At 32.8% G+C, this 18,907-nt stretch carries 13 protein-coding genes; all 13 read left to right on the top strand.

Features of this window, described 5'->3' with window-relative positions:
- On the top strand, positions 1–3,429 hold the full coding sequence (locus KAT95_02335; protein MCK4520685.1) for a class I tRNA ligase family protein: 3,429 nt from the start codon (positions 1–3) through the stop codon (positions 3,427–3,429).
- 2 nt (positions 3,430–3,431) lie between these two features.
- Positions 3,432–4,184 carry a DNA repair protein RecO gene (recO, locus tag KAT95_02330; GenBank protein MCK4520684.1) on the top strand — a complete coding sequence of 251 codons (753 nt, stop codon included), beginning with the start codon at positions 3,432–3,434 and terminating at the stop codon, positions 4,182–4,184.
- A gap of 20 nt (positions 4,185–4,204) precedes the next feature.
- Positions 4,205–5,899, top strand: a complete 1,695-nt coding sequence (locus KAT95_02325) for a hypothetical protein (protein ID MCK4520683.1) — start codon at positions 4,205–4,207, stop codon at positions 5,897–5,899.
- A 112-nt stretch (positions 5,900–6,011) separates the two neighbouring features.
- The gene (locus KAT95_02320) at positions 6,012–7,385 is read left to right on the top strand and encodes a glycine--tRNA ligase (GenBank protein ID MCK4520682.1); all 1,374 of its coding nucleotides are present in this window, start codon (positions 6,012–6,014) and stop codon (positions 7,383–7,385) included.
- Positions 7,386–7,403: 18 nt separating this feature from the next.
- Positions 7,404–8,906 carry a TldD/PmbA family protein gene (locus tag KAT95_02315; protein MCK4520681.1) on the top strand — a complete coding sequence of 501 codons (1,503 nt, stop codon included), beginning with the start codon at positions 7,404–7,406 and terminating at the stop codon, positions 8,904–8,906.
- A gap of 6 nt (positions 8,907–8,912) precedes the next feature.
- Positions 8,913–10,226 carry a hypothetical protein gene (locus KAT95_02310; GenBank protein ID MCK4520680.1) on the top strand — a complete coding sequence of 438 codons (1,314 nt, stop codon included), beginning with the start codon at positions 8,913–8,915 and terminating at the stop codon, positions 10,224–10,226.
- Between the two features lie 55 nt (positions 10,227–10,281).
- Positions 10,282–11,349, top strand: a complete 1,068-nt coding sequence (locus KAT95_02305) for an AI-2E family transporter (protein ID MCK4520679.1) — start codon at positions 10,282–10,284, stop codon at positions 11,347–11,349.
- Between the two features lie 90 nt (positions 11,350–11,439).
- Complete coding sequence (locus KAT95_02300) at positions 11,440–11,649, top strand: hypothetical protein (protein ID MCK4520678.1); 210 nt, start codon at positions 11,440–11,442, stop codon at positions 11,647–11,649.
- Positions 11,649–11,930 (top strand): type II toxin-antitoxin system RelE/ParE family toxin, encoded by a 282-nt coding sequence (locus KAT95_02295; GenBank protein MCK4520677.1) that lies wholly within the window; start codon positions 11,649–11,651, stop codon positions 11,928–11,930. Before KAT95_02300 ends, KAT95_02295 begins: the two co-directional genes overlap by 1 nt.
- Positions 11,931–11,964: 34 nt before the next feature.
- Positions 11,965–13,422 carry a methionine--tRNA ligase gene (locus KAT95_02290; protein ID MCK4520676.1) on the top strand — a complete coding sequence of 486 codons (1,458 nt, stop codon included), beginning with the start codon at positions 11,965–11,967 and terminating at the stop codon, positions 13,420–13,422.
- Between the two features lie 179 nt (positions 13,423–13,601).
- Positions 13,602–14,462 (top strand): TatD family hydrolase, encoded by an 861-nt coding sequence (locus KAT95_02285; protein ID MCK4520675.1) that lies wholly within the window; start codon positions 13,602–13,604, stop codon positions 14,460–14,462.
- Between the two features lie 83 nt (positions 14,463–14,545).
- Positions 14,546–16,984 (top strand): leucine--tRNA ligase, encoded by a 2,439-nt coding sequence (locus KAT95_02280; GenBank protein ID MCK4520674.1) that lies wholly within the window; start codon positions 14,546–14,548, stop codon positions 16,982–16,984.
- A gap of 105 nt (positions 16,985–17,089) precedes the next feature.
- The gene (glmS, locus tag KAT95_02275) at positions 17,090–18,907 is read left to right on the top strand and encodes a glutamine--fructose-6-phosphate transaminase (isomerizing) (GenBank protein MCK4520673.1); all 1,818 of its coding nucleotides are present in this window, start codon (positions 17,090–17,092) and stop codon (positions 18,905–18,907) included.

The following is an 18,907-nucleotide window of genomic DNA, read 5'->3' as shown; positions in this document are numbered from 1 at the left end:
ATGTTAGTTGAATTTTCTAAGTTAGAAAAAAAGATTATAAAATTCTGGAAAGAAAACAGGATTTTTGAAAAATCAATTGAGCAGCGAAAAAAAGCGCCCAATTTTGTTTTTTATGAAGGGCCGCCTACTGCCAATGGCAAGCCGGGTATTCATCATCTTGAAGCAAGAGTATTTAAAGATATGATTTGCCGTTATAAGACAATGAATGGCTTTAAGGTAATCAGAAAATCTGGCTGGGATACGCATGGTCTGCCAGTTGAATTGGAGGTTGAGAAAAAATTAGGGCTAAGAAGCAAGAAAGATATTGAGAAATTTGGAATTATAAAATTTAATCAAAAATGCCAGGAATCTGTCTGGCAGTATAAAAAGGACTGGGAAGATTTAACAGAGAAAATTGGTTATTGGCTGGATATGAAAAATCCTTATATTACTTACGAAACCGATTATATTGAAACCGTTTGGTGGCTCTTAAAACAGATATGGCAGAAAAAACTTTTATATAAGGATTATAAAGTTGTGCCATACTGTCCCAGATGCGGAACATCTTTATCTTCCCATGAAGTGGCGCAAGGATACAAGAAAGTCAAAGAAAACTCAATTTATGTAAAGTTTTCTATCAAAGGGCAGAAAAATACATATTTGCTTGTTTGGACTACAACGCCATGGACTTTGCCTGGTAATGCAGCAGTAGCAGTCAACCCGAAGTTTATTTATGCTAAGGTAAAAGTTAATAATGAATTTTTGATTTTGGCGAAAAACAGAATAAAAGAATCTGGCATAGAAGGCGAAGTTATAGAGGAATTTAAAGGAAAAGATTTAATCGGCCTTAAATACAAACCCTTGTATAAATTCCAAATTCCAAACATTTATAAGATAGTTGCTGGAGATTTTGTAACAACAGAGGATGGCACAGGATTGGTTCATATTGCGCCAGCATTTGGTGAGGATGATATGAACGTTAGCAAAGAAAACAATCTTCCTGTTTTGATTACGGTAGATGAGCAGGGCAAGATGATGACTTCAGGATATAAGTGGAATAATTTGTTTGTAAAAAAGGCTGATCCGCTGATTATTGAAGATTTAAAAAAGAGAAAGCTGCTTTTTAAAGAAGAACTGTATGAACATGACTATCCTTTTTGCTGGAGATGCAAGACGCCTTTAATCTACTATGCCCAGAAGAGTTGGTTTATTAAAATGACAAAAGTTAAGAGAGATTTGATTAAAAATAACGAAAAGATAAACTGGGTTCCTAAGCATTTAAAGCAGGGCAGGTTCGGCGAATGGTTGAGAGGATTAAAGGATTGGGCTATCTCCAGAGAAAGATATTGGGGAACTCCATTGCCTATTTGGCAGTGTAAAAAATGCGGTTATCAAGAAATTATCGGAAGCAAAGATGATTTATTAAAACAGAAATTCAGCACTAATAAATATTTTATTTTAAGACATGGAGAATCAGAGTGCTTCAAAAAGCATATTCTTTCTTATAAAAATAAGGGAGCTGGCTGTCCTTTGACTAAAAAAGGCAGGGAGCAAATTAAAAAAGCAGTGCAAGAGTTAAAAAAAGAAAAAATAGATTTAATATTCTCTTCTGATTTTTTAAGAACTAAGCAAACAGCTGAAATTATTTCAAAAGAAATTGGAAAGAAAGTAAAATATGATAAACGTTTAATAGAAGTAAATATTGGTATTTTTGATGGTAAAAATATTAAAGAGTACCGTAAATTATTTGAAGGGAAAATAGATAAATTTGACAAAAGGCCGTTTAAAGGAGAAAGCTACACAGATGTTAAAAAGCGAGTCTACGATTTTCTAAAAGAAGTAGATAAAAAATACAAAAATAAGAATATTTTAATTGTTAGCCATGGCGGTCCAATCTTAATGGCGGAAAGTATTGTTAAAGGATTTTCTCAACAAGAAATTACACAACACTGGCAAGATAGAAGTATGGATGTTGGAGAATTAAGGAGATTAGAATTTAAGCTTTTTCCTTATAATAAAGAAAATCAAGAATTGGATTTTCACAAACCATATATTGATGAAGTAAAATTTGAGTGTCCTAAATGTAATAATTTAATGAAGCGAGTTCCAGAAGTGATTGATTGCTGGTTTGATTCTGGCGCAATGCCGTTTGCCCAGTATCATTACCCTTTTGAGCAAGAAAAATTTAAAAATCAATTTCCAGCTGATTATATTTGCGAAGCAATTGATCAAACAAGAGGCTGGTTTTATACCATGTTGGCAATCTCAACTTTATTAGATTTTGGCACTCCTTATAAAAATGTTATTTCTTTAGGCCATGTTTTAGACGAAAAGGGAGAAAAAATGTCAAAGTCCAAGGGCAATGTGGTTGATCCCTGGCATATAATTGAAAAATATGGTTCAGATGCTGCTCGCTGGTATTTTTATACTATAAATCAGCCAGGCGATTCCAAACTATTTACAGAAAAAGATGTAGATAAGGCATTAAAGAAATTTATTCTTACTTACTATAATGTATATACCTTTTTTGAAACATATGTTCCAAAAGAAAACTCAAAGCTCAAAATTCAAAGTGCAAAGCCACAACGCAAAGCTCAAAACTTGTTAGATAGATGGATAATTTCCAGATTAAATGAATTAATTTCAGGGGTTTCTGAAAAGATAGATAATTACGATATTACTTCAGCGGCCAGAGATATAGAGGATTTTGTTATCAACGATTTATCTTTATGGTATGTGAGAAGATCTAGGAAGAGATTTCAGAACCCCAAAACAAAAAAAGATTTTCAAGAAGCGTCGCAAACTTTGGGATTTGTTCTTCTTAGCTTAGCTAAGTTGACAGCCCCGTTTGTTCCATTTATTTCAGAAGAAATATGCCAAAATTCTTCGAAAAATAAATCTGTTCATTTAGAAGATTGGCCAAAACCAGATAAGAAGGCAATTGATAAGAAATTAGAAGAAAAAATGAAAATAGTGCGGGAAATTGTAGCAAAGGGATTGGCTCAACGAGCAAAGGCAGGAATAAAAGTCCGTCAGCCGCTCGCTTTGCTCGAAGTAAAAAGTAAAAATGAAAAGCTAAAAAGGAATAAAGAATTATTAGGATTGATTAAAGATGAAGTAAATGTGAAAAAAATTACCTTTGATAAAACCTTTAAATTAGATACTAAAATTACGCCGAAGTTAAGAGAAGAAGGAATAATCAGGGAGATTATTCGAAATATTCAAGAAATGCGTAAAAAAGCTGGTTATAAGCCCAAACACCGGGTGTTTGTTAGATATTCTGGGGAAGAAAAGCTCTGTGAAATTTTAAAGAAAAATAAAAAGACAATTTTAAAAGAGATTGTAGTTAAGGACCTTTTAGAGGGTGACAGACCAAAAAGAGTTTTTGATATTGAGAAAACTTTTAAAATAGAAGGCCAAGAACTCTGGCTGGGAATTAGAAGAATTTAATTATGGCTGTTCATTATAGGACAAAAAGTTTTTTTATAACAGAGATTGCTCAAGGAGAATCAGATAAATTATTTGTAGTTTATACAAAGGATTTTGGAAAGTTAAAGATTTTAGGAAAAGCAATTAGAAAAATTAAATCAAAGCTAAGGGGCGGAGCAGGGCTTTTTTATCTTTCAGAAATTGAATTTATTCAAGGAAAAACTTATAAAACCTTGACTGATACTATTTTGATTAATAGCTTTCCAGATATAAGAAAAGATTTAGAAAAATTAAAAACTGCTTTTCAAATTAGCGATGTCTTGGATAAATTAGTTAAAGATGAAGAAAAAGACGAGAAAATTTGGGAATTACTGAAAGAAGTTTTTGAGAAATTGAAAATTGAAAATTCAATGAAAATTGGAAATTGGAAATTAGAAATTATATACTACTATTTTCTTTGGAATCTTCTTTCTGCTTTAGGATATCAGCCAGAGTTTTATAAATGTTCATCTTGTGGAAAAGAATTAAAACCATTTCAATTATACTTCAGTCCAGAGCAAGGGGGAATTGTTTGTAATGTTTGCGCTCAGGAAATTAAAAAAGAGGATTCTTTGACTAAATTAATAGAGATAAAGCCAGATGTTATAAAAATTTTACGGCTTTTTCTGCAAAAAGATTGGTCTGTTCTATCAAAGTTAAAAGTTGAAGAAAAAAATAAAGAGTTATTAGAAACAATTTCTGAAGATTATCTTTCTTTTGTTTTGGAAAATTTCTGAAAAACTGTTAAGATAAAAAGATGAGAAACAAATTGATATTATTTTTAATATTTTTGAGTGTTCTTATAGGAGTAACTGGTTTTTGGTATTATCAGAAAAATATTTATTCAAAAGAAATTATAAAGCTTGAAATATTGGGTTCTGAAAAAGTAGAAGCAGGTGAAGAGATTGAGTATCTTGTTAAATATAAAAATAATGGTAATACAAGAGTTGAAGAGCCAAAGCTTATTTTTGAATACCCTGAAAACTCAATAACTGATGATGGTCATTTGAGGGACGAGATAGAGATTGAAAAATTAGGCGAGGCAATTTATCCTGGTCAAGAGAAAACATTCAGTTTTAAAGCCCGGCTTTTAGGAAAAGAGGGCGAGAAAAAACAGGCAAAGGCAGTTCTGACCTACAGGCCCAAGAATTTAGAATCACGATATGAATCAAAAACCACTTTTACTTCTATTATTGAAAAGGTCCCTTTGACTTTTGAGTTTGATTTTCCTTCAAGAATCCAGGAAGGCAAAGAAATTAAATTTCATTTGAATTATTTTTCTTATATTGACTATCCTCTTTCTGATTTAGGCATAAAAGTTGAATATCCTTTTGGTTTTGAGTTCATAAAGTCTTCTCCTTCTGCTTTAGAAAATACAGATTGGTCAATCAATCTTTTAGATAAATCAGAGGGAGGCAGGATTGAGATTACAGGCAAGCTTTCCGGCAATGTTGGAGAAAAGAAAATTTTTCAAGCTGAATTTGGTGTTTGGCAAGAAGGGGAATTTGTGTTGTTAAAACAAGCGTCCAAAGGCGTTGAAATTATTGAACCATCGCTTTATATCTCACAACAGATTAATAGCAATCCGCAATATGTTGCTAATGCAGGGGATTTGCTGCATTATGAGATTTTTTTTAGGAATATCGGGGAAAAGGCGCTAACTAATCTTTCTTTAGTAACAAAGCTGGAAGGAAAGCTGTTTGATCTTAATAGCATTAAAACATTTGATGGTAATTTTGGGCCTGGAGACAATTCAATTATTTTTGACTGGAAAAAAGTTTCAAAGCTCCAGTTTTTAGATTCTCAAGAAGAGGGCAGGGTTGAGTTCTGGATAAATTTGAAAGATGACTGGCAAATGGACAATTCAGGAGATAAAAATTTGACAATAAAAAATAAAATTTATTTAGCTCAACAAGCTCGGGAAGAATTTATAACTAAAGTGAATTCAAAGTTAGTTGTTGAACAAAAAGGATATTTCCAAGACGAGGTCTTTGGGAATTCCGGACCAATTCCTCCAGAAGTTGGTAAAACTATCACTTATACTATAATCTGGCAAATTAAGAATTATTACAATGATATCAAAAATGTAAGAGTTAAAGCAGTTTTGCCAAAAGAAGTAAGCCTTACTAGTAAGATTTTTCCAGAACAACAAAAAGAAAAATTTTCTTTTGACTCTGATTCTAGAGAAATTGTTTGGAATATAGAAAATTTAGGAGCAGAAATAGGTATTTTAGATTCTGATGTTTCTGCTGTTAGTATGAGTTTGGCTTTCCAGATTGCTTTTACGCCAAGTATTCATCAAACAGGACAAACACCAGAAATTATTAAGGAAGTTTTGATTTTTGCTGAAGATACTTGGACAGAAGAATTATTAGAGAGCAATGATGAAAACATAGATACAACCCTGCCTGATGATGAAACCATTACTGACGAACAAGGCATTGTTCAATAGGATCGCTCGAATTTCTTTCTTTCCTCCCCGCCAAGGCGGGGTCTCGGAAAGCAAGAAATCCTCACCATCCTATTTTAAAAATAGGTTTTCTTCGCAAAAATACTATATAAATATGGATAATTTAATAAATAAAATTATTTCTCTTTGCAAAAGGCGGGGATTTGTCTTTCCCAGTTCTGAAATCTATGGCGGTTTTTCAAGCTGTTATGATTTCGGACCTTTGGGAGTAGGACTCAAAAGAAATATTAAAAATCTCTGGTGGGATGAAATGACAAAACTCCATGATAATATTACGGGATTAGATGCTGGTATTCTAATGTCGCCAAAAGTTTGGCAGGCATCTGGTCATTTAGCTGCTGGTTTTGCTGATGAATTAGTTGAATGTAAAAAATGCCATAAGCGATTTAAGTTAGATGAAATAGAAACAAAATCCCGCAGTATGCGGGAAAAATGTCCGGAATGCAGGGGAGAATTAACTAAACCAAAGAAATTTAACCTAATGATGAAGACATTTGTAGGGCCTGTTGAGAATGAAGCAGCTAAAACTTATTTAAGGCCGGAGACCTGTCAGGGGATTTATGTTAATTTTTTAAATGTTTTAAATTCAATGAGAATGAAAATTCCTTTTGGTATTGCCCAGATCGGCAAGGCATTCAGAAATGAAATTACGCCTGGCAATTATATTTTTCGTCTTCGTGAATTTGAACAAATGGAAATGCAGTGGTTCTCTGAATCATCTAAGGCAGATGATTGGTTTAATTATTGGAAAGAAAAGCGCTTAAAATGGTATTTAAATTTAGGGATAAAAAAAGAGAACTTGAGAGCCGTAGAAATTCCTAAAAAAGAACGAGCTCATTATGCTAAACGACAAATAGATATTGAATATCATTTTCCATTCGGCTCGCCGGGCGGCGAAGCGGGCTGGAAGGAAATTGAAGGGGTTCATAATAGAGGTGATTTTGATTTATCCAATCACGCGAAACACAGTAAGGAAGATTTATCTTATTTTGACGAAGCGAATGGCAAAAAATACATTCCTCATATTATTGAAACATCAGTAGGAGTAGAGCGGATTTTATTAGCTTTTCTTTGCGATGCTTATACAGAAGTAAAAGGCGGAAGAACAGAAACAACCAAGGCAGTAAAAGAAGTTGAATCAGTTTTGAAATTAGATAAGCGGTTAGCTCCAATTAAAGCAGCAGTTTTGCCTTTAGTAAAAAACAAGCAGAAGCTGGTAAAAAAAGCTAAAGAAGTTTATAAATTGTTAAAAACCAATTTTACCTGCCAATACGATGAGGTTGGTTCTATAGGTCGCCGGTACCGAAGAGTTGATGAGATTGGTGTTCCTTTTGCAGTTACAGTGGACTTTGAGACCTTGGAGGATAACGCAGTTACTCTCCGCGACCGCGACACAATGAAGCAGGAAAGAGTAAAGATTAATCAAATTGTTGAGGTAATAAATAAGAAATTTGCTGTCGCTATTTGATACCGACAAACTATTTTTATGAAAGAACTTTTATCTGAATATTCTTCTTTATTAAAAAATCTTCATCAAATCGCTTTAAAAAGCGATTGTTATTTAATTGCGCGCATTCAAGAACAAAAAACAAAATCTGTGAATGTGATAGATAATAAATTAGAACAGGCGAGAAAAGATTGTTTATTAGGCATAGGTATGCGTGTTTTTACCAAGAGTGGTCATAATGCCTTTGGGTCAATAGACGATATTCGCAATAAAAATGAGGTTATTAAACTTTTAAAACAAATTATTTCTTCAGCGAAAAAGGCAGAAAAATTAAAATTTGCTACAAATAAAGAAATTTTCAAACTAAAACCGACAAGAGATATTATAGTTCCTAAGACAAAATATTCTTTTGAGAAAATTAAATTAGAAGAAATTAAAAAAATACTAATTGATATAAACAAAGAAGCAAAAGAGTTCCTTCTAGTAAAAGCTAACAGTTCATTTAATATAGCTGAAGAAATATGGAGAATAACCAGGTCTGACGGAACAGATGTAAGTTTTCAAATTCCTCGCAGTGTTTTGGGTAGTATCTTAACCTATAAGGAAAAGGGAGAAACCATCCAGAGAGGTGCAAGTATAGGCGGTAAAAGTTATGAAATACTGTTAGGTAGAGAAAGTCGGCAAAAGCTGATAAAAGAAATCAAAAAATTATCTATAGTGATGCCCAAATTAATTAAAGCTTCTGTGTATAAATCTGGAAGTTACGATTTACTCTTAGATACACGATTAGCTGGTACCCTAATTCACGAGGCATTTGGGCATGCTGCTGAATCCGATATACTTTATGCAGGTTCTATTCTAAGCAAAAATAGAAAATTATTAAAAGGTAAAAAAGTAGCTAACTCTGTGGTTTCTATTTACGATTATGCTCAAGAAAATGAACGAGGTTTTTATCCCTATGATTCTCAAGGCGTAAAAAGAAAAAAAATAACTATTGTAGATAAAGGAATTTTGAAAGAAGCGATATCTGATGTCTATACAGCAGAAAAAATTGGAGCGCTTTTAACAGGTGGTTCAAAAGCAGAATTTTATAGTTCTATTCCTATACCCCGAATGAGCAACACGATTTTAGAAGTAGAAAAAGTTATTGATGATAAAATATTTTCTAAAGAATTGTCCGACATTTCTATACAAGAGCTCAAAAATTTTTTAGTTAAATCTGATATTTTGAAAAAAGGAAGAAAAATTCTTTTTCTTCAAGGAACCAGAGGAGGACAAGTTAATACCCTAAAAGGAGCATTTATGCTTGGTATGAATGCACTTTACGAATTTACTGAAAACTCGGTTAAATTATTTAAACCTGCTTCGTTTAGCGGAACAACTTTAGATGCTCTTCGCTCAATAAAATTTGCTTTAGGTAAAAAAACTTACGGTTTTCCGGGTACTTGCGGTAAGACAGGACAGTGGGCTCCTGTTTCTGAAATTGCCAATCAATTTATTTTTATTGCTGCCAACAAAAAAGTCAAAATCGGAGGCAATTAGTTTTTTATGTTTGCTCAAAAATTTTATAAAAAATTTGAAGACGCTAAGAATAAAAAAATAATTTCAAATTATCGGGTTTTTATTTCAAAAACAAAGGGTTGTCAGATAGGTGTCACTAACGAGGAAATAGCCGGCGTGTATAATCCCATCACTCTTTCTTCAGAAATTTCAGGTGATTGTCTTGTTCAATGGCAAAATGGCCTAATCAGTTCGGCTAATTTAGATGATGAAACCTTATATCGTTTTGAAAAATTTTTGCGGGAGCTAAAATTTTTAAGCTATAAAGACCCGGCTATGGCGAATTTTCTTCCTCCTCAAAAATATCCTAATGTCAAATTATACGATAAAAATGTAGATGACATTATTGAAGGTAAAGAAAAGATACTACTAGATTTGGTATTAAAGTTAAAAAAATGGCAGGATAGAATAAAGACAAAAGTAAAGGAAATTTCTGCTTATGCTATAAATATAGAAAATGTGGTTTTTACTTCTAATGGCTTGTTTGAATCAGAAAAGTCAACCTTATGCGGTTATGCCTCTACCTATGAAGATACAATCGTTCTTGAAGATAGCTTAAGAAAAGTTCCTAAAAAAAATAAAATTGACGAAAAAAGAAGATTTATTGAGCAATTTTATTTTGAGTTGACAAAGAGTCGCAAAGTTAAACCAAAAGATAAAAAAATGCTATGTCTCTTGGCGCCTTGGGTTTCCAAAGATATATTTTATCATTTTATTATTAGTAATTTGGACGGTTCTTCGGTTTATAACAAACAAAGTTGCTTTTCTATAAATAATTTCAAAAATAAGAAGCAAATTTTAAGAAGAGATTTAAGTTTGAAATATGACCCTACTATTGATTTTGATGTTGGTTCTTACAAATTTACCGGGGAAGGTGTGAACAGCCAGCCAACTGATTTTATAAAAAACGGCAAATTAGAAACCCCGATTTTGGACTTAAAATATGCTAAATTACAGAAAAGTAAGCCAACAGCCATTTTTAGCAGCCAAGCAATACCTTTACTAAAATCTGGAAAAGAAATCTCTTTTGAGAAATGTTTTAATATAATTGACGAAGGAATTATGGTTTTTAATGTCTTGGGTCTGCATACCCAAAGTCCGGTGAGCGGTGATTATTCCTTGCCCTCCCCGCAAGTGCTATATGTTAAAAATGGCAAAATCGTTGGCAGGACAAGAGCAATAATTGTAGGCAATCTTTTTGAGGATATGAATCAAAAAGATTTTCAGCTAATAAATTTTGCTACAGAAAAATTTCCTGGTTTTTTAATAGAAACAAATGTAAGTTTTGAATCGGTTCAATAAATAGTTGATTATATTATAAAAAATGATATTCTAAAAGTAGCTAAAGATATTTTTTATGACTAATGAGAAAATATTAGATATTAGCTGGGCAACAATTTTAAAAATTGCTGTAGCTGGTATAATTTTTTATTTTTTATATTCAATTAGCGAATTTTTAGTTTTGTTTGCTTTTGCTTTTGTTATTGCAATGCTTTTTGAGCCAGCCATTAAATGGTTTGGCAGAAGAAGAGTCCCTCGTTTTTTAGCAATTACTTTTATTTATCTTTCAATTTTTGGCATTTTAAGCATTTGTATTTATCTTTCAGCTCCTTATTTTATTGCTGAAGTTCAATATTTTTCAGAATATTTTCCACAGGTATTTCCAGAATACTTTGGAAAAATATCTCCTTTTTTTGAAAAGATAGGCCTTGAATCATTTAAAGATTTGGAAACATTTTTAAGTAAAATTCAAGGAAATTTAGAACAATTGGGTGGAAATGTTTTTAGCGCTATTTTTGTGTTCTTTGGCGGTATTTTTAGCGCTGTTTTTATTATTACTATTGCTATTTTTCTTTCTTTAGAAAGGAAGAATATAGAAAAAGGATTAACTCTTTTCTTCCCCAAAAAATATGAGGATTATTTGCTTAATGCCTGGATAAAATCACAGAAAAAAATTACTGGCTGGTTTTTAATGCGCATTATCGGAGTTGCCTTTGTCGGAATAAGTTCATATATTGCTTTCTATTTTCTTAATGTAGAGTATGCTGTTTCTTTAGCTTTAATTGCCGGTATTTTTGATTTTGTTCCTATAATTGGACCATTTTTTGCCGCTATTATCGCCTTCTTTATAATTTCTATGGATAATATCGCAAAAGCGATTTTTGTTTTAATAGCTTTCGGCCTTATTCAGCTTATTGAGAATAGTATTCTTTTGCCAGTTCTTTCAAAAAAAGTTATCAAAGTTTCACCTCTCTTGGTTATAATAGCCCTTTTCATTGGCGGAAAATTTTGGGGACCGTTAGGAGCCATTTTGGCTGTGCCATTAGCCGCAATCTTAATGGATTTTTTCAAGGACTTTTTAGAAAAGCGAAAAGAGGAAGAGGAAGAGGAAGAGGAAGAGGAAGTAATATCACAAAATGAGTAAATTTAATTTGTTTTATTTGACTTTTCATTTGAAAAAGATATAGCAAGACAAGTCTTGATATATTACACTTCGTGTATTATAATAAAAATGATGACTACAACAATAATAAAAGAAAAAAACACTATAAAAATTGGCAAAGAACCAATGGTGATTTTGCCTTTGAAAAAGTGGGAAGAGATAGAAGAAATGCTTGAGGATTTTGAGGATATGATCAGGTTTAATAAGGCCTTTAAAGAAAGTCGTGGAGAAAAAATGATTAGCTTAAAAGAATTGAAAAGAAAATATAGCTTAAAATCATAATGTTTGAAGTTCAATTAACAAAACGGGCAGAAAGAGAATTCAATAGATTGCCGAATAATTTAAAACAGAAATTTTATAACGAATTCAAAAAACTTTCAGTAGATATTTTTGAACATCCACAAGTTAGAAAAATTCAAGATACTGAGTTTGGTTATCGCCTCCGCATCGGCCGGTGGCGTATTTTGTTTGCTCTTTTCTCAAAAGAGAAACGAATAGAAATTGTAGATATTTTTATAGAAAAAGGAAAAGACGACTATCGCAAAAGAAGAAAATTATTATAGTAGAGGAAAAGAAACAGAATTACTCACAAAATTTATGTCAAGCAAAAAGAAAAAATTTTATATCACTAGTAGTTTAGCCTATACAAATGCTCTGCCGCATATAGGATTTGCTCAAGAACTGATTCAAGCCGATGTTCTTGCTAGATATCATCGGTTTTTGAGTGAAGAAACTTTCTTTTTAACCGGAACAGATGAACATGGCCAAAAAAATTTAAAGGCGGCTGAAAAAGCTGGAAAGAACCCAAAAGAATTTACAGATGAGATTTCAGATAAGTTTAGAAACCTAACAAATGTTTTGAATTTATCTAACGATGATTTTATCAGAACTACTGATCAAAAACGTCATTGGCCGACAGTAAAAAAGGTTTGGCTGAAATTAAAAAAAAATGGCGATATTTGCAAGAAAAAATATAAAGGATTTTATTGTATTGGTTGTGAAGCCTTTATTACGAAGAAAGATTTAGTGAATGGAAAATGTCCTATTCACAAAAAGAGGCCAGAGATTATTGAAGAAGAGAATTATTTTTTTAAACTCTCAAAGTACTCAAAAAAAATAAAAAAGGCGATAGAAAAAGATAAGGTTAAAATTATTCCTCAAACCCGAAAAAATGAGATTTTAAGTTTTGTAAAGCAAGGGTTAAAAGATATTAGTTTCTCTCGCTCAAGGCAAAATTCGAAATGGGGAATTCCTGTGCCAGAAGACAAAAATCAGACCATTTATGTATGGAGCGATGCCCTTGTAAATTATGTTTCTGCTCTTGGCTATGCTCAGAACAATGAAAAATTCAAAAAATTCTGGCCAGCTGATGTACATTGTATTGGAAAAGATATAATCAGATTCCATGCTATAATTTGGCTTGGCATATTGCTTTCTTTAAAGCTAAAACTACCTAAAATTATTCTTGTTCACGGTTTTATCACATCTGGCGGTCAGAAAATGTCAAAATCTTTGGGAAATGTTGTTGACCCATTTGTATTAGTTGAAAAATACGGGACTGATGCTGTTAGGTATTTTCTTTTGAGGGAGATTTCTCCAACTGAAGATGGTGACTTTACTTATGAAAAATTTGAAGCAAGATATAATGCAGATTTGGCAAAAGGGCTGGGAAATCTTACTGCTCGGGTCTTGACCATGGCAGAAAAAATAAAAACTTCCCGAAGCAGAGCAAGCTTGCTACGAGACAAGCAAAATTTAAAAGTAACCAAAGCTATTAGAAATACAGAGAAAAAATATAAAAATGCCTTAGATAATTTTAAATTTAATGAAGCATTGGAAGAAATTTGGAAGTTAATTAGTTATTGCGATAGATATATAGAAAAGGAAAGGCCTTGGGAGAAATCCGAGAGACAGTTATTAGTAATTAGTGAGTTGTTATTTGCTTTAACAAATATAGCTGAAATGTTAGAGCCGTTTTTACCAGAAACATCAGAAAAGATATTGAAACAAATCAAAGCCAAAAAAAGCAAATCGCTTTTTCCGCGAATTAAGTAAAGGCTACAAAAACAAGATTTTTAAATCATTACAGTTTGCTCGGATTTCGAAATTTCCTCGCGCTTTACCCTAAAGGGCTCCGACACGTCTTCGGAAAATTCAGAATCCTCGCCAACCTAATTTGAAAAATCTGTTTTCTTTGCAAGAAGATTTTACTTTTACATTTTAACTTTTTAATTATGCTTGTAGATACTCATGCTCATCTTAATTTTGCTGCTTTTGACAGAGATAGAGATGAAGTTATAAAGAGATGTTTAGATAATAATATTTGGATGATAAATGTAGGGACAAATTATGAGACCTCAAAAAAAGCAGTTGAAATTTCAAAGGATTATAATGAAAGAGTATATGCGGCGATTGGACTTCACCCTATTAATATTAAACAAAACTCAAAAGTCAAAACTCAAAAGTCAAAGCCACAACTTAAAACTCAAAACTTAGAAGATATATTAGAAGAGAATTTTAATTTCAATAAATACAAAGAATTAGCAAAATCTAAAAAAGTAGTGGCTATTGGCGAAATTGGATTGGATTATTACTATAAGCCGAAAACAAAGAAAAAGCTTGCGCTTTTTAAAGAAAAACAAAAAGCACTTCTTGAGCAGGAATTAAAATTAGCCGAAGAATTAAATCTGCCAGTAATCTTTCACTGCCGAATGGCTCACGACGATTTAATAGAAATACTTGAGGTCAGACCTCCTATAGAAGGTCTGACCTCGGTAATCCATTCTTTTACCGGTACTTGGGAGCAGGCAGAGAAATTTTTAGAAATGGGATTTTATTTAGGTTTTAATGGAATTGTTTTTAAATTAGACCTTGATGAAATAATTAAAAAAACGCCATTAGATAGAATTTTGATTGAAACAGATTGTCCTTTTTTAACTCCGCCTTTGCCCGCCAAAGCTTTAGCGAAGGCGGGCCGAAATGAACCCATTTTTATCAAATACATTGCCGAACATATTGCTAAAATTAAAAATATCCCTCTTGAGAAAATAGCTGAAATCACCAGTACAAACGCTAAAAAGTTGTTTAAAATTTAAGTTTTTTATACAGACACATTTTATATTCGGCTTGTAATAGGCTGATTTTTTTTGTAAGATTAAGATATAATTATAGTTCAATGATGAAAAAATACGAACCGCAAAAAATTGAGCCAAAATGGCAAAGAACTTGGGAAAAATCAGAAATATATAGAGCTCAAGATTTTTCAAAGAGACCTAAAAAATATATTTTAATTGAATTTCCTTATCCTTCAGGAGAAGGGCTTCATGTTGGTCATTTAAGACCTTATACTGCCTTAGACGCTGTTGCTCGAAAAAAAAGAATGGAAGGATATAATGTTTTGTTTCCTATTGGCTGGGATGCTTTTGGTTTGCCGGCAGAAAATTATGCTATAAAAACAGGGATTCATCCTCAAGAAGCAACTAAAAAAAATATCGCCAATTTTAAAAGACAATTTAAAAATTTAGGTCTTTCTTTTGATTGGAATAGGGAAATTAATACCACTGACACAAAATATTACAAATGGACTCAATGGATTTTTCTTCAGCTTTTTGAAAAGGGCTTGGCTTATCAGGCAGAAATACCTATTAACTGGTGTCCTTCCTGCAAAATTGGCTTAGCCAATGAAGAAGTGGTTTCCGGTAAGTGCGAGCGCTGCAATACTCAAGTAGAAAAAAAAATAAAAAAACAATGGATGTTAAAAATCACTAAATATGCTGACCGGCTGATAGATGATTTAGAAAAGCTTGATTATTTAGAAAAAATTAAAGCCCAGCAGATAAATTGGATTGGCAGAAGTTATGGCATAGAAATTAATTTCAAAATTGAAAATTCTCAAGACACAATAAAAGTTTTTACTACTAGGACTGACACTATTTTCGGGGTGACAGCTGTTGTCTTAGCTCCGGAACATTCCTTGATTGAAAAGCTAATTACAGATGGCAACAATGAGAAAGTAATTAATTATATTGAACAATCAAAGAAAAAAAGTGATTTTGAAAGAACAGAATTAAAAAAAGAAAAAACAGGAGTTTTTACTGGCTCTTATTGTATTAATCCAGTAAATAATGAAAAAATTCCTATTTGGATAGGAGATTATATAGTGGCGACTTATGGAGGAGGGGCAGTAATGGTAGTTCCTGCTCATGACAAACGAGATTTTAATTTTGCTAAAAAATATAAATTGCCAGTCAAAGAAGTAATAGTCTCGCGAGAACGGTTCTCGTTGACGAAATCAACGAGAACCGTTCTCCCCAAGTTAAATGAATGTTTTGTAGAAGACGGAGTTTTGATTAACTCCGGACAATTTTCGGGTTTGAGTTCAAAAAAAGCAAGAGATGAAATGCTAAAATGTGCTGAAAAGCAGGGCTTTGGCAGAAAAACAGTTCACTACAGACTAAGGGACTGGGTTTTTTCCAGACAGCATTACTGGGGAGAACCGATGCCAATTATTCATTGTGAAAAATGCGGTGCAATTCCAGTGCCGGAGAAAGATTTACCAGTAAAACTTCCTTATATTGAAAAGTATCAGCCAACAGGCACTGGTGAATCGCCTTTAGCAAAAATTAAAGATTGGGTTGATATCAAGTGTCCAAAATGCAAGGGACCAGCTAAAAGAGAAACCGACACTATGCCTAACTGGGCTGGTTCTTCTTGGTATTTTATGCGCTATACTGATACTGATAATAATAAATCGTTAGCTGATTCCAAAAAATTAAAATATTGGCTGCCAGTAGATTGGTATAACGGCGGCATGGAGCACACAACTTTGCATCTTCTATATTCTCGTTTTTGGTATAAATTTCTTTTTGATATTGGCATTGCTCCGCAGGCAGAACCCTATACTCGAAGGACTTCTCATGGTATAGTTTTAGCTGAAGATGGAAGAAAAATGTCAAAGTCATTTGGCAATGTAGTTAATCCTGATGATATTATTAAAGAATACGGAGCAGATACTTTGCGTGTTTATGAAATGTTTATGGGTCCATTTGGTCAGGCAATTGTCTGGAGCGCTAAAGGAGTGAAAGGTGTTTATCGGTTTTTAGAAAAAGTTTGGAAATTGAGTTTGGAGTGTTCTAAAAACGAAAAAAGCAGTCCCAAAATAATAAGAGCGATTCATCAACTTAATAAAAAAATAGATGAGGATTTAGAAGCAACAAAATTCAATACCATCATTGCTGGTTTTATGAAGTTTGTAAATTTGGGTTTGGAAGATAAAAAAGAAGTTGGCAAAGATACAATTGAAAAAATGTTGATTTTGCTTTCTCCTTTTGCGCCGCATATTTCAGAAGAGATTTATCAAAATTTAGGTTATAAAAAATCTATTTTTAAAGAAAAATGGCCCAAGTATAATCCGAAGTTAATTAAAGAAGAAAAAATCTTTTTAATCATCCAGATTAATGGCAAAATGCGCGACAAAATAGAAGTTGAAATAGACATTTCAGAAGAAGAAGCAAAAAGATTGACATTAGAGAGAGAAAAAGTTAAAAAATGGATAGAGGACAAGCCCATCAAGAAGGTGGTATTTATTAAAGGAAGATTAATTAATATTGTTTGTTAAAATTTTTGAGTTATCTCGCCACTAATTTTACAAATTAGTATCGGGATGCTCAATTTTGTTTCCGCTTAGCTTTGCCTTACGGCTTGCTTCGCGGACAAAATTGGCATGTGCGGCATCGTTGGCTACATTGGTAAAAAAAATGATCCCCAAATTGGTCTGAACGCCTTGAAGCGTTTGGAATACAGAGGATATGATTCTGCTGGAATGGCAGTATTTAATCCTGAAAAACAGGAGATTTTTTGTTTGAAAGCAAAAGGAAAGATAAGCGAGCTTGAGAATAAATTTTCTCAATCGCCTTTCAACGGTAATCCTTTTATACTGCATACTCGCTGGGCAACTCATGGCGAAGCAAGTGAAATAAACGCGCATCCGCATTGGGACTGTAAAAAAAACATTTATGTCGTCCACAACGGTATTATTGAAAACTATAAAGAATTGAAAGAGCAGTTAATGTCAGAAGGGCATCAATTTATTAGCGAAACAGACACAGAGGTTATCGCTCATTTAATAGAGAGTTGCTTCAAAAGCAATTTAGAAGAAGCTGTAAGACAAGCGCTGAAAAAAGTTAAAGGAGCTTATGCTTTGGCAGTTATTGCCCGAAAAGACCCGGAAAAGATTGTTGCGGCAAAACTTGGTTCACCTTTAATTTTAGGAATCAACAATGATGAGTTTTTAGTAGCTTCAGATACTTCTGCTATTATTTCACATACTAATCAGGTTATTACATTAGATGATAATGAAATCGCTGTTTTGTCCCCAAATAATTTTTTTATATTAAAAGAAAAACCAATTGAAAAAATTGAATGGGAGACAGAAGAGGCGCAAAAACAGGGTTTTTCACATTTTATGTTAAAAGAGATTTTTGAACAGCCATCAACAATAGAAAAAAGCATTGCCGGAAGAATGATTTTAGAGCAGGGATTAGCGAAATTAGGAGGGTTAGAACAGGTTTCAGAACAATTAAAGAAGATAGAAAAAGTCGTTATTGTTGCCTGTGGCACTGCAAGTTACGCCGGCAAAGTAGGAGAATATATGTTTGAAGAGTATGCTAAGATTCCGACAAAATTGGAGATAGGTTCCGAGTTTCGTTATAAGAATTCTATTTTAGACGATAAAACAGCTGTTTTAGTTATTTCCCAATCAGGTGAAACAGCAGATACTTTAGAGGCAGTGAAAGAAGCAAAAAGAAAAGGATGTTTGTGTTTAGGATTAGTGAATAGAGTCGGTTCTTCAATTGCCAGGGAAACAGATGCTGGTGTTTATTGTCGCATTGGTCCAGAAATTGCTGTTGCCTCAACTAAAGCATTTATTTCCCAATTGTCTATTTTGGTTCTGATTACTGTTGGACTTGGCAGACAGAGAGAAATGAGTTTAGTTGTTGGTAAAAAGATTTTGGAGGAACTGCAGAAATTGCCTGAGTTGTCTAAAAAGATTTTTAGTCAGGCCGATTACATCAAAGAATTGGCAAGGAAATATTCTCAATATAGGAATTTTTATTTTTTGGGGAGAAAATATAATTTTCCTATTGCCCTAGAGGGTTCTCATAAATTAAAAGAAATTGCTTGGAAAATTCATGCTGAAGCTTATCCTGCAGGAGACATGAAACATGGAGCAATTGCTTTAATTGATGAGAATTTTCCCACTTGTGTTATCTGTCCTTCTGATTCAGTTTATGATAAAATGAAAAATGCCATAGAAGAAATTAAGGCAAGACACGGAAAGATTTTAGCTGTGGCTACTGAAGGAAATGAAGAAATAAAAAATTTGGCTGATGACGTAATTTATATTCCAAAAACCCTTGAGATGCTTACTCCAATTTTAAGTATTATACCTTTACAACTTTTTGCTGCTTATCTTGGCTTGGAACTTGGTTTGGATATAGACAAGCCCAGAAATTTAGCAAAAAGTGTAACTGTAGAATAA

It is taken from the genome of Candidatus Parcubacteria bacterium, assembly GCA_023131895.1.
Lineage (GTDB): Bacteria > Patescibacteriota > Minisyncoccia > Minisyncoccales > JAGMDC01 > JAGLYZ01.
This window is presented reverse-complemented; position numbering and strand designations above follow the sequence as displayed.

Bases quoted from the DNA above. Each gene is read 5' to 3' on its own strand.
- KAT95_02280 (MCK4520674.1), top strand. From the start codon at position 14,546: ATGAAAAAATACGAACCGCAAAAAATTGAGCCAAAATGGCAAAGAACT.
- KAT95_02320 (MCK4520682.1), top strand. From the start codon at position 6,012: ATGGATAATTTAATAAATAAAATTATTTCTCTTTGCAAAAGGCGGGGA.
- glmS (MCK4520673.1), top strand. From the start codon at position 17,090: ATGTGCGGCATCGTTGGCTACATTGGTAAAAAAAATGATCCCCAAATT.
- KAT95_02325 (MCK4520683.1), top strand. From the start codon at position 4,205: ATGAGAAACAAATTGATATTATTTTTAATATTTTTGAGTGTTCTTATA.
- KAT95_02290 (MCK4520676.1), top strand. From the start codon at position 11,965: ATGTCAAGCAAAAAGAAAAAATTTTATATCACTAGTAGTTTAGCCTAT.
- KAT95_02285 (MCK4520675.1), top strand. From the start codon at position 13,602: ATGCTTGTAGATACTCATGCTCATCTTAATTTTGCTGCTTTTGACAGA.
- KAT95_02305 (MCK4520679.1), top strand. From the start codon at position 10,282: ATGACTAATGAGAAAATATTAGATATTAGCTGGGCAACAATTTTAAAA.
- KAT95_02335 (MCK4520685.1), top strand. From the start codon at position 1: ATGTTAGTTGAATTTTCTAAGTTAGAAAAAAAGATTATAAAATTCTGG.
- KAT95_02315 (MCK4520681.1), top strand. From the start codon at position 7,404: ATGAAAGAACTTTTATCTGAATATTCTTCTTTATTAAAAAATCTTCAT.
- KAT95_02295 (MCK4520677.1), top strand. From the start codon at position 11,649: ATGTTTGAAGTTCAATTAACAAAACGGGCAGAAAGAGAATTCAATAGA.
- KAT95_02300 (MCK4520678.1), top strand. From the start codon at position 11,440: ATGACTACAACAATAATAAAAGAAAAAAACACTATAAAAATTGGCAAA.
- recO (MCK4520684.1), top strand. From the start codon at position 3,432: ATGGCTGTTCATTATAGGACAAAAAGTTTTTTTATAACAGAGATTGCT.
- KAT95_02310 (MCK4520680.1), top strand. From the start codon at position 8,913: ATGTTTGCTCAAAAATTTTATAAAAAATTTGAAGACGCTAAGAATAAA.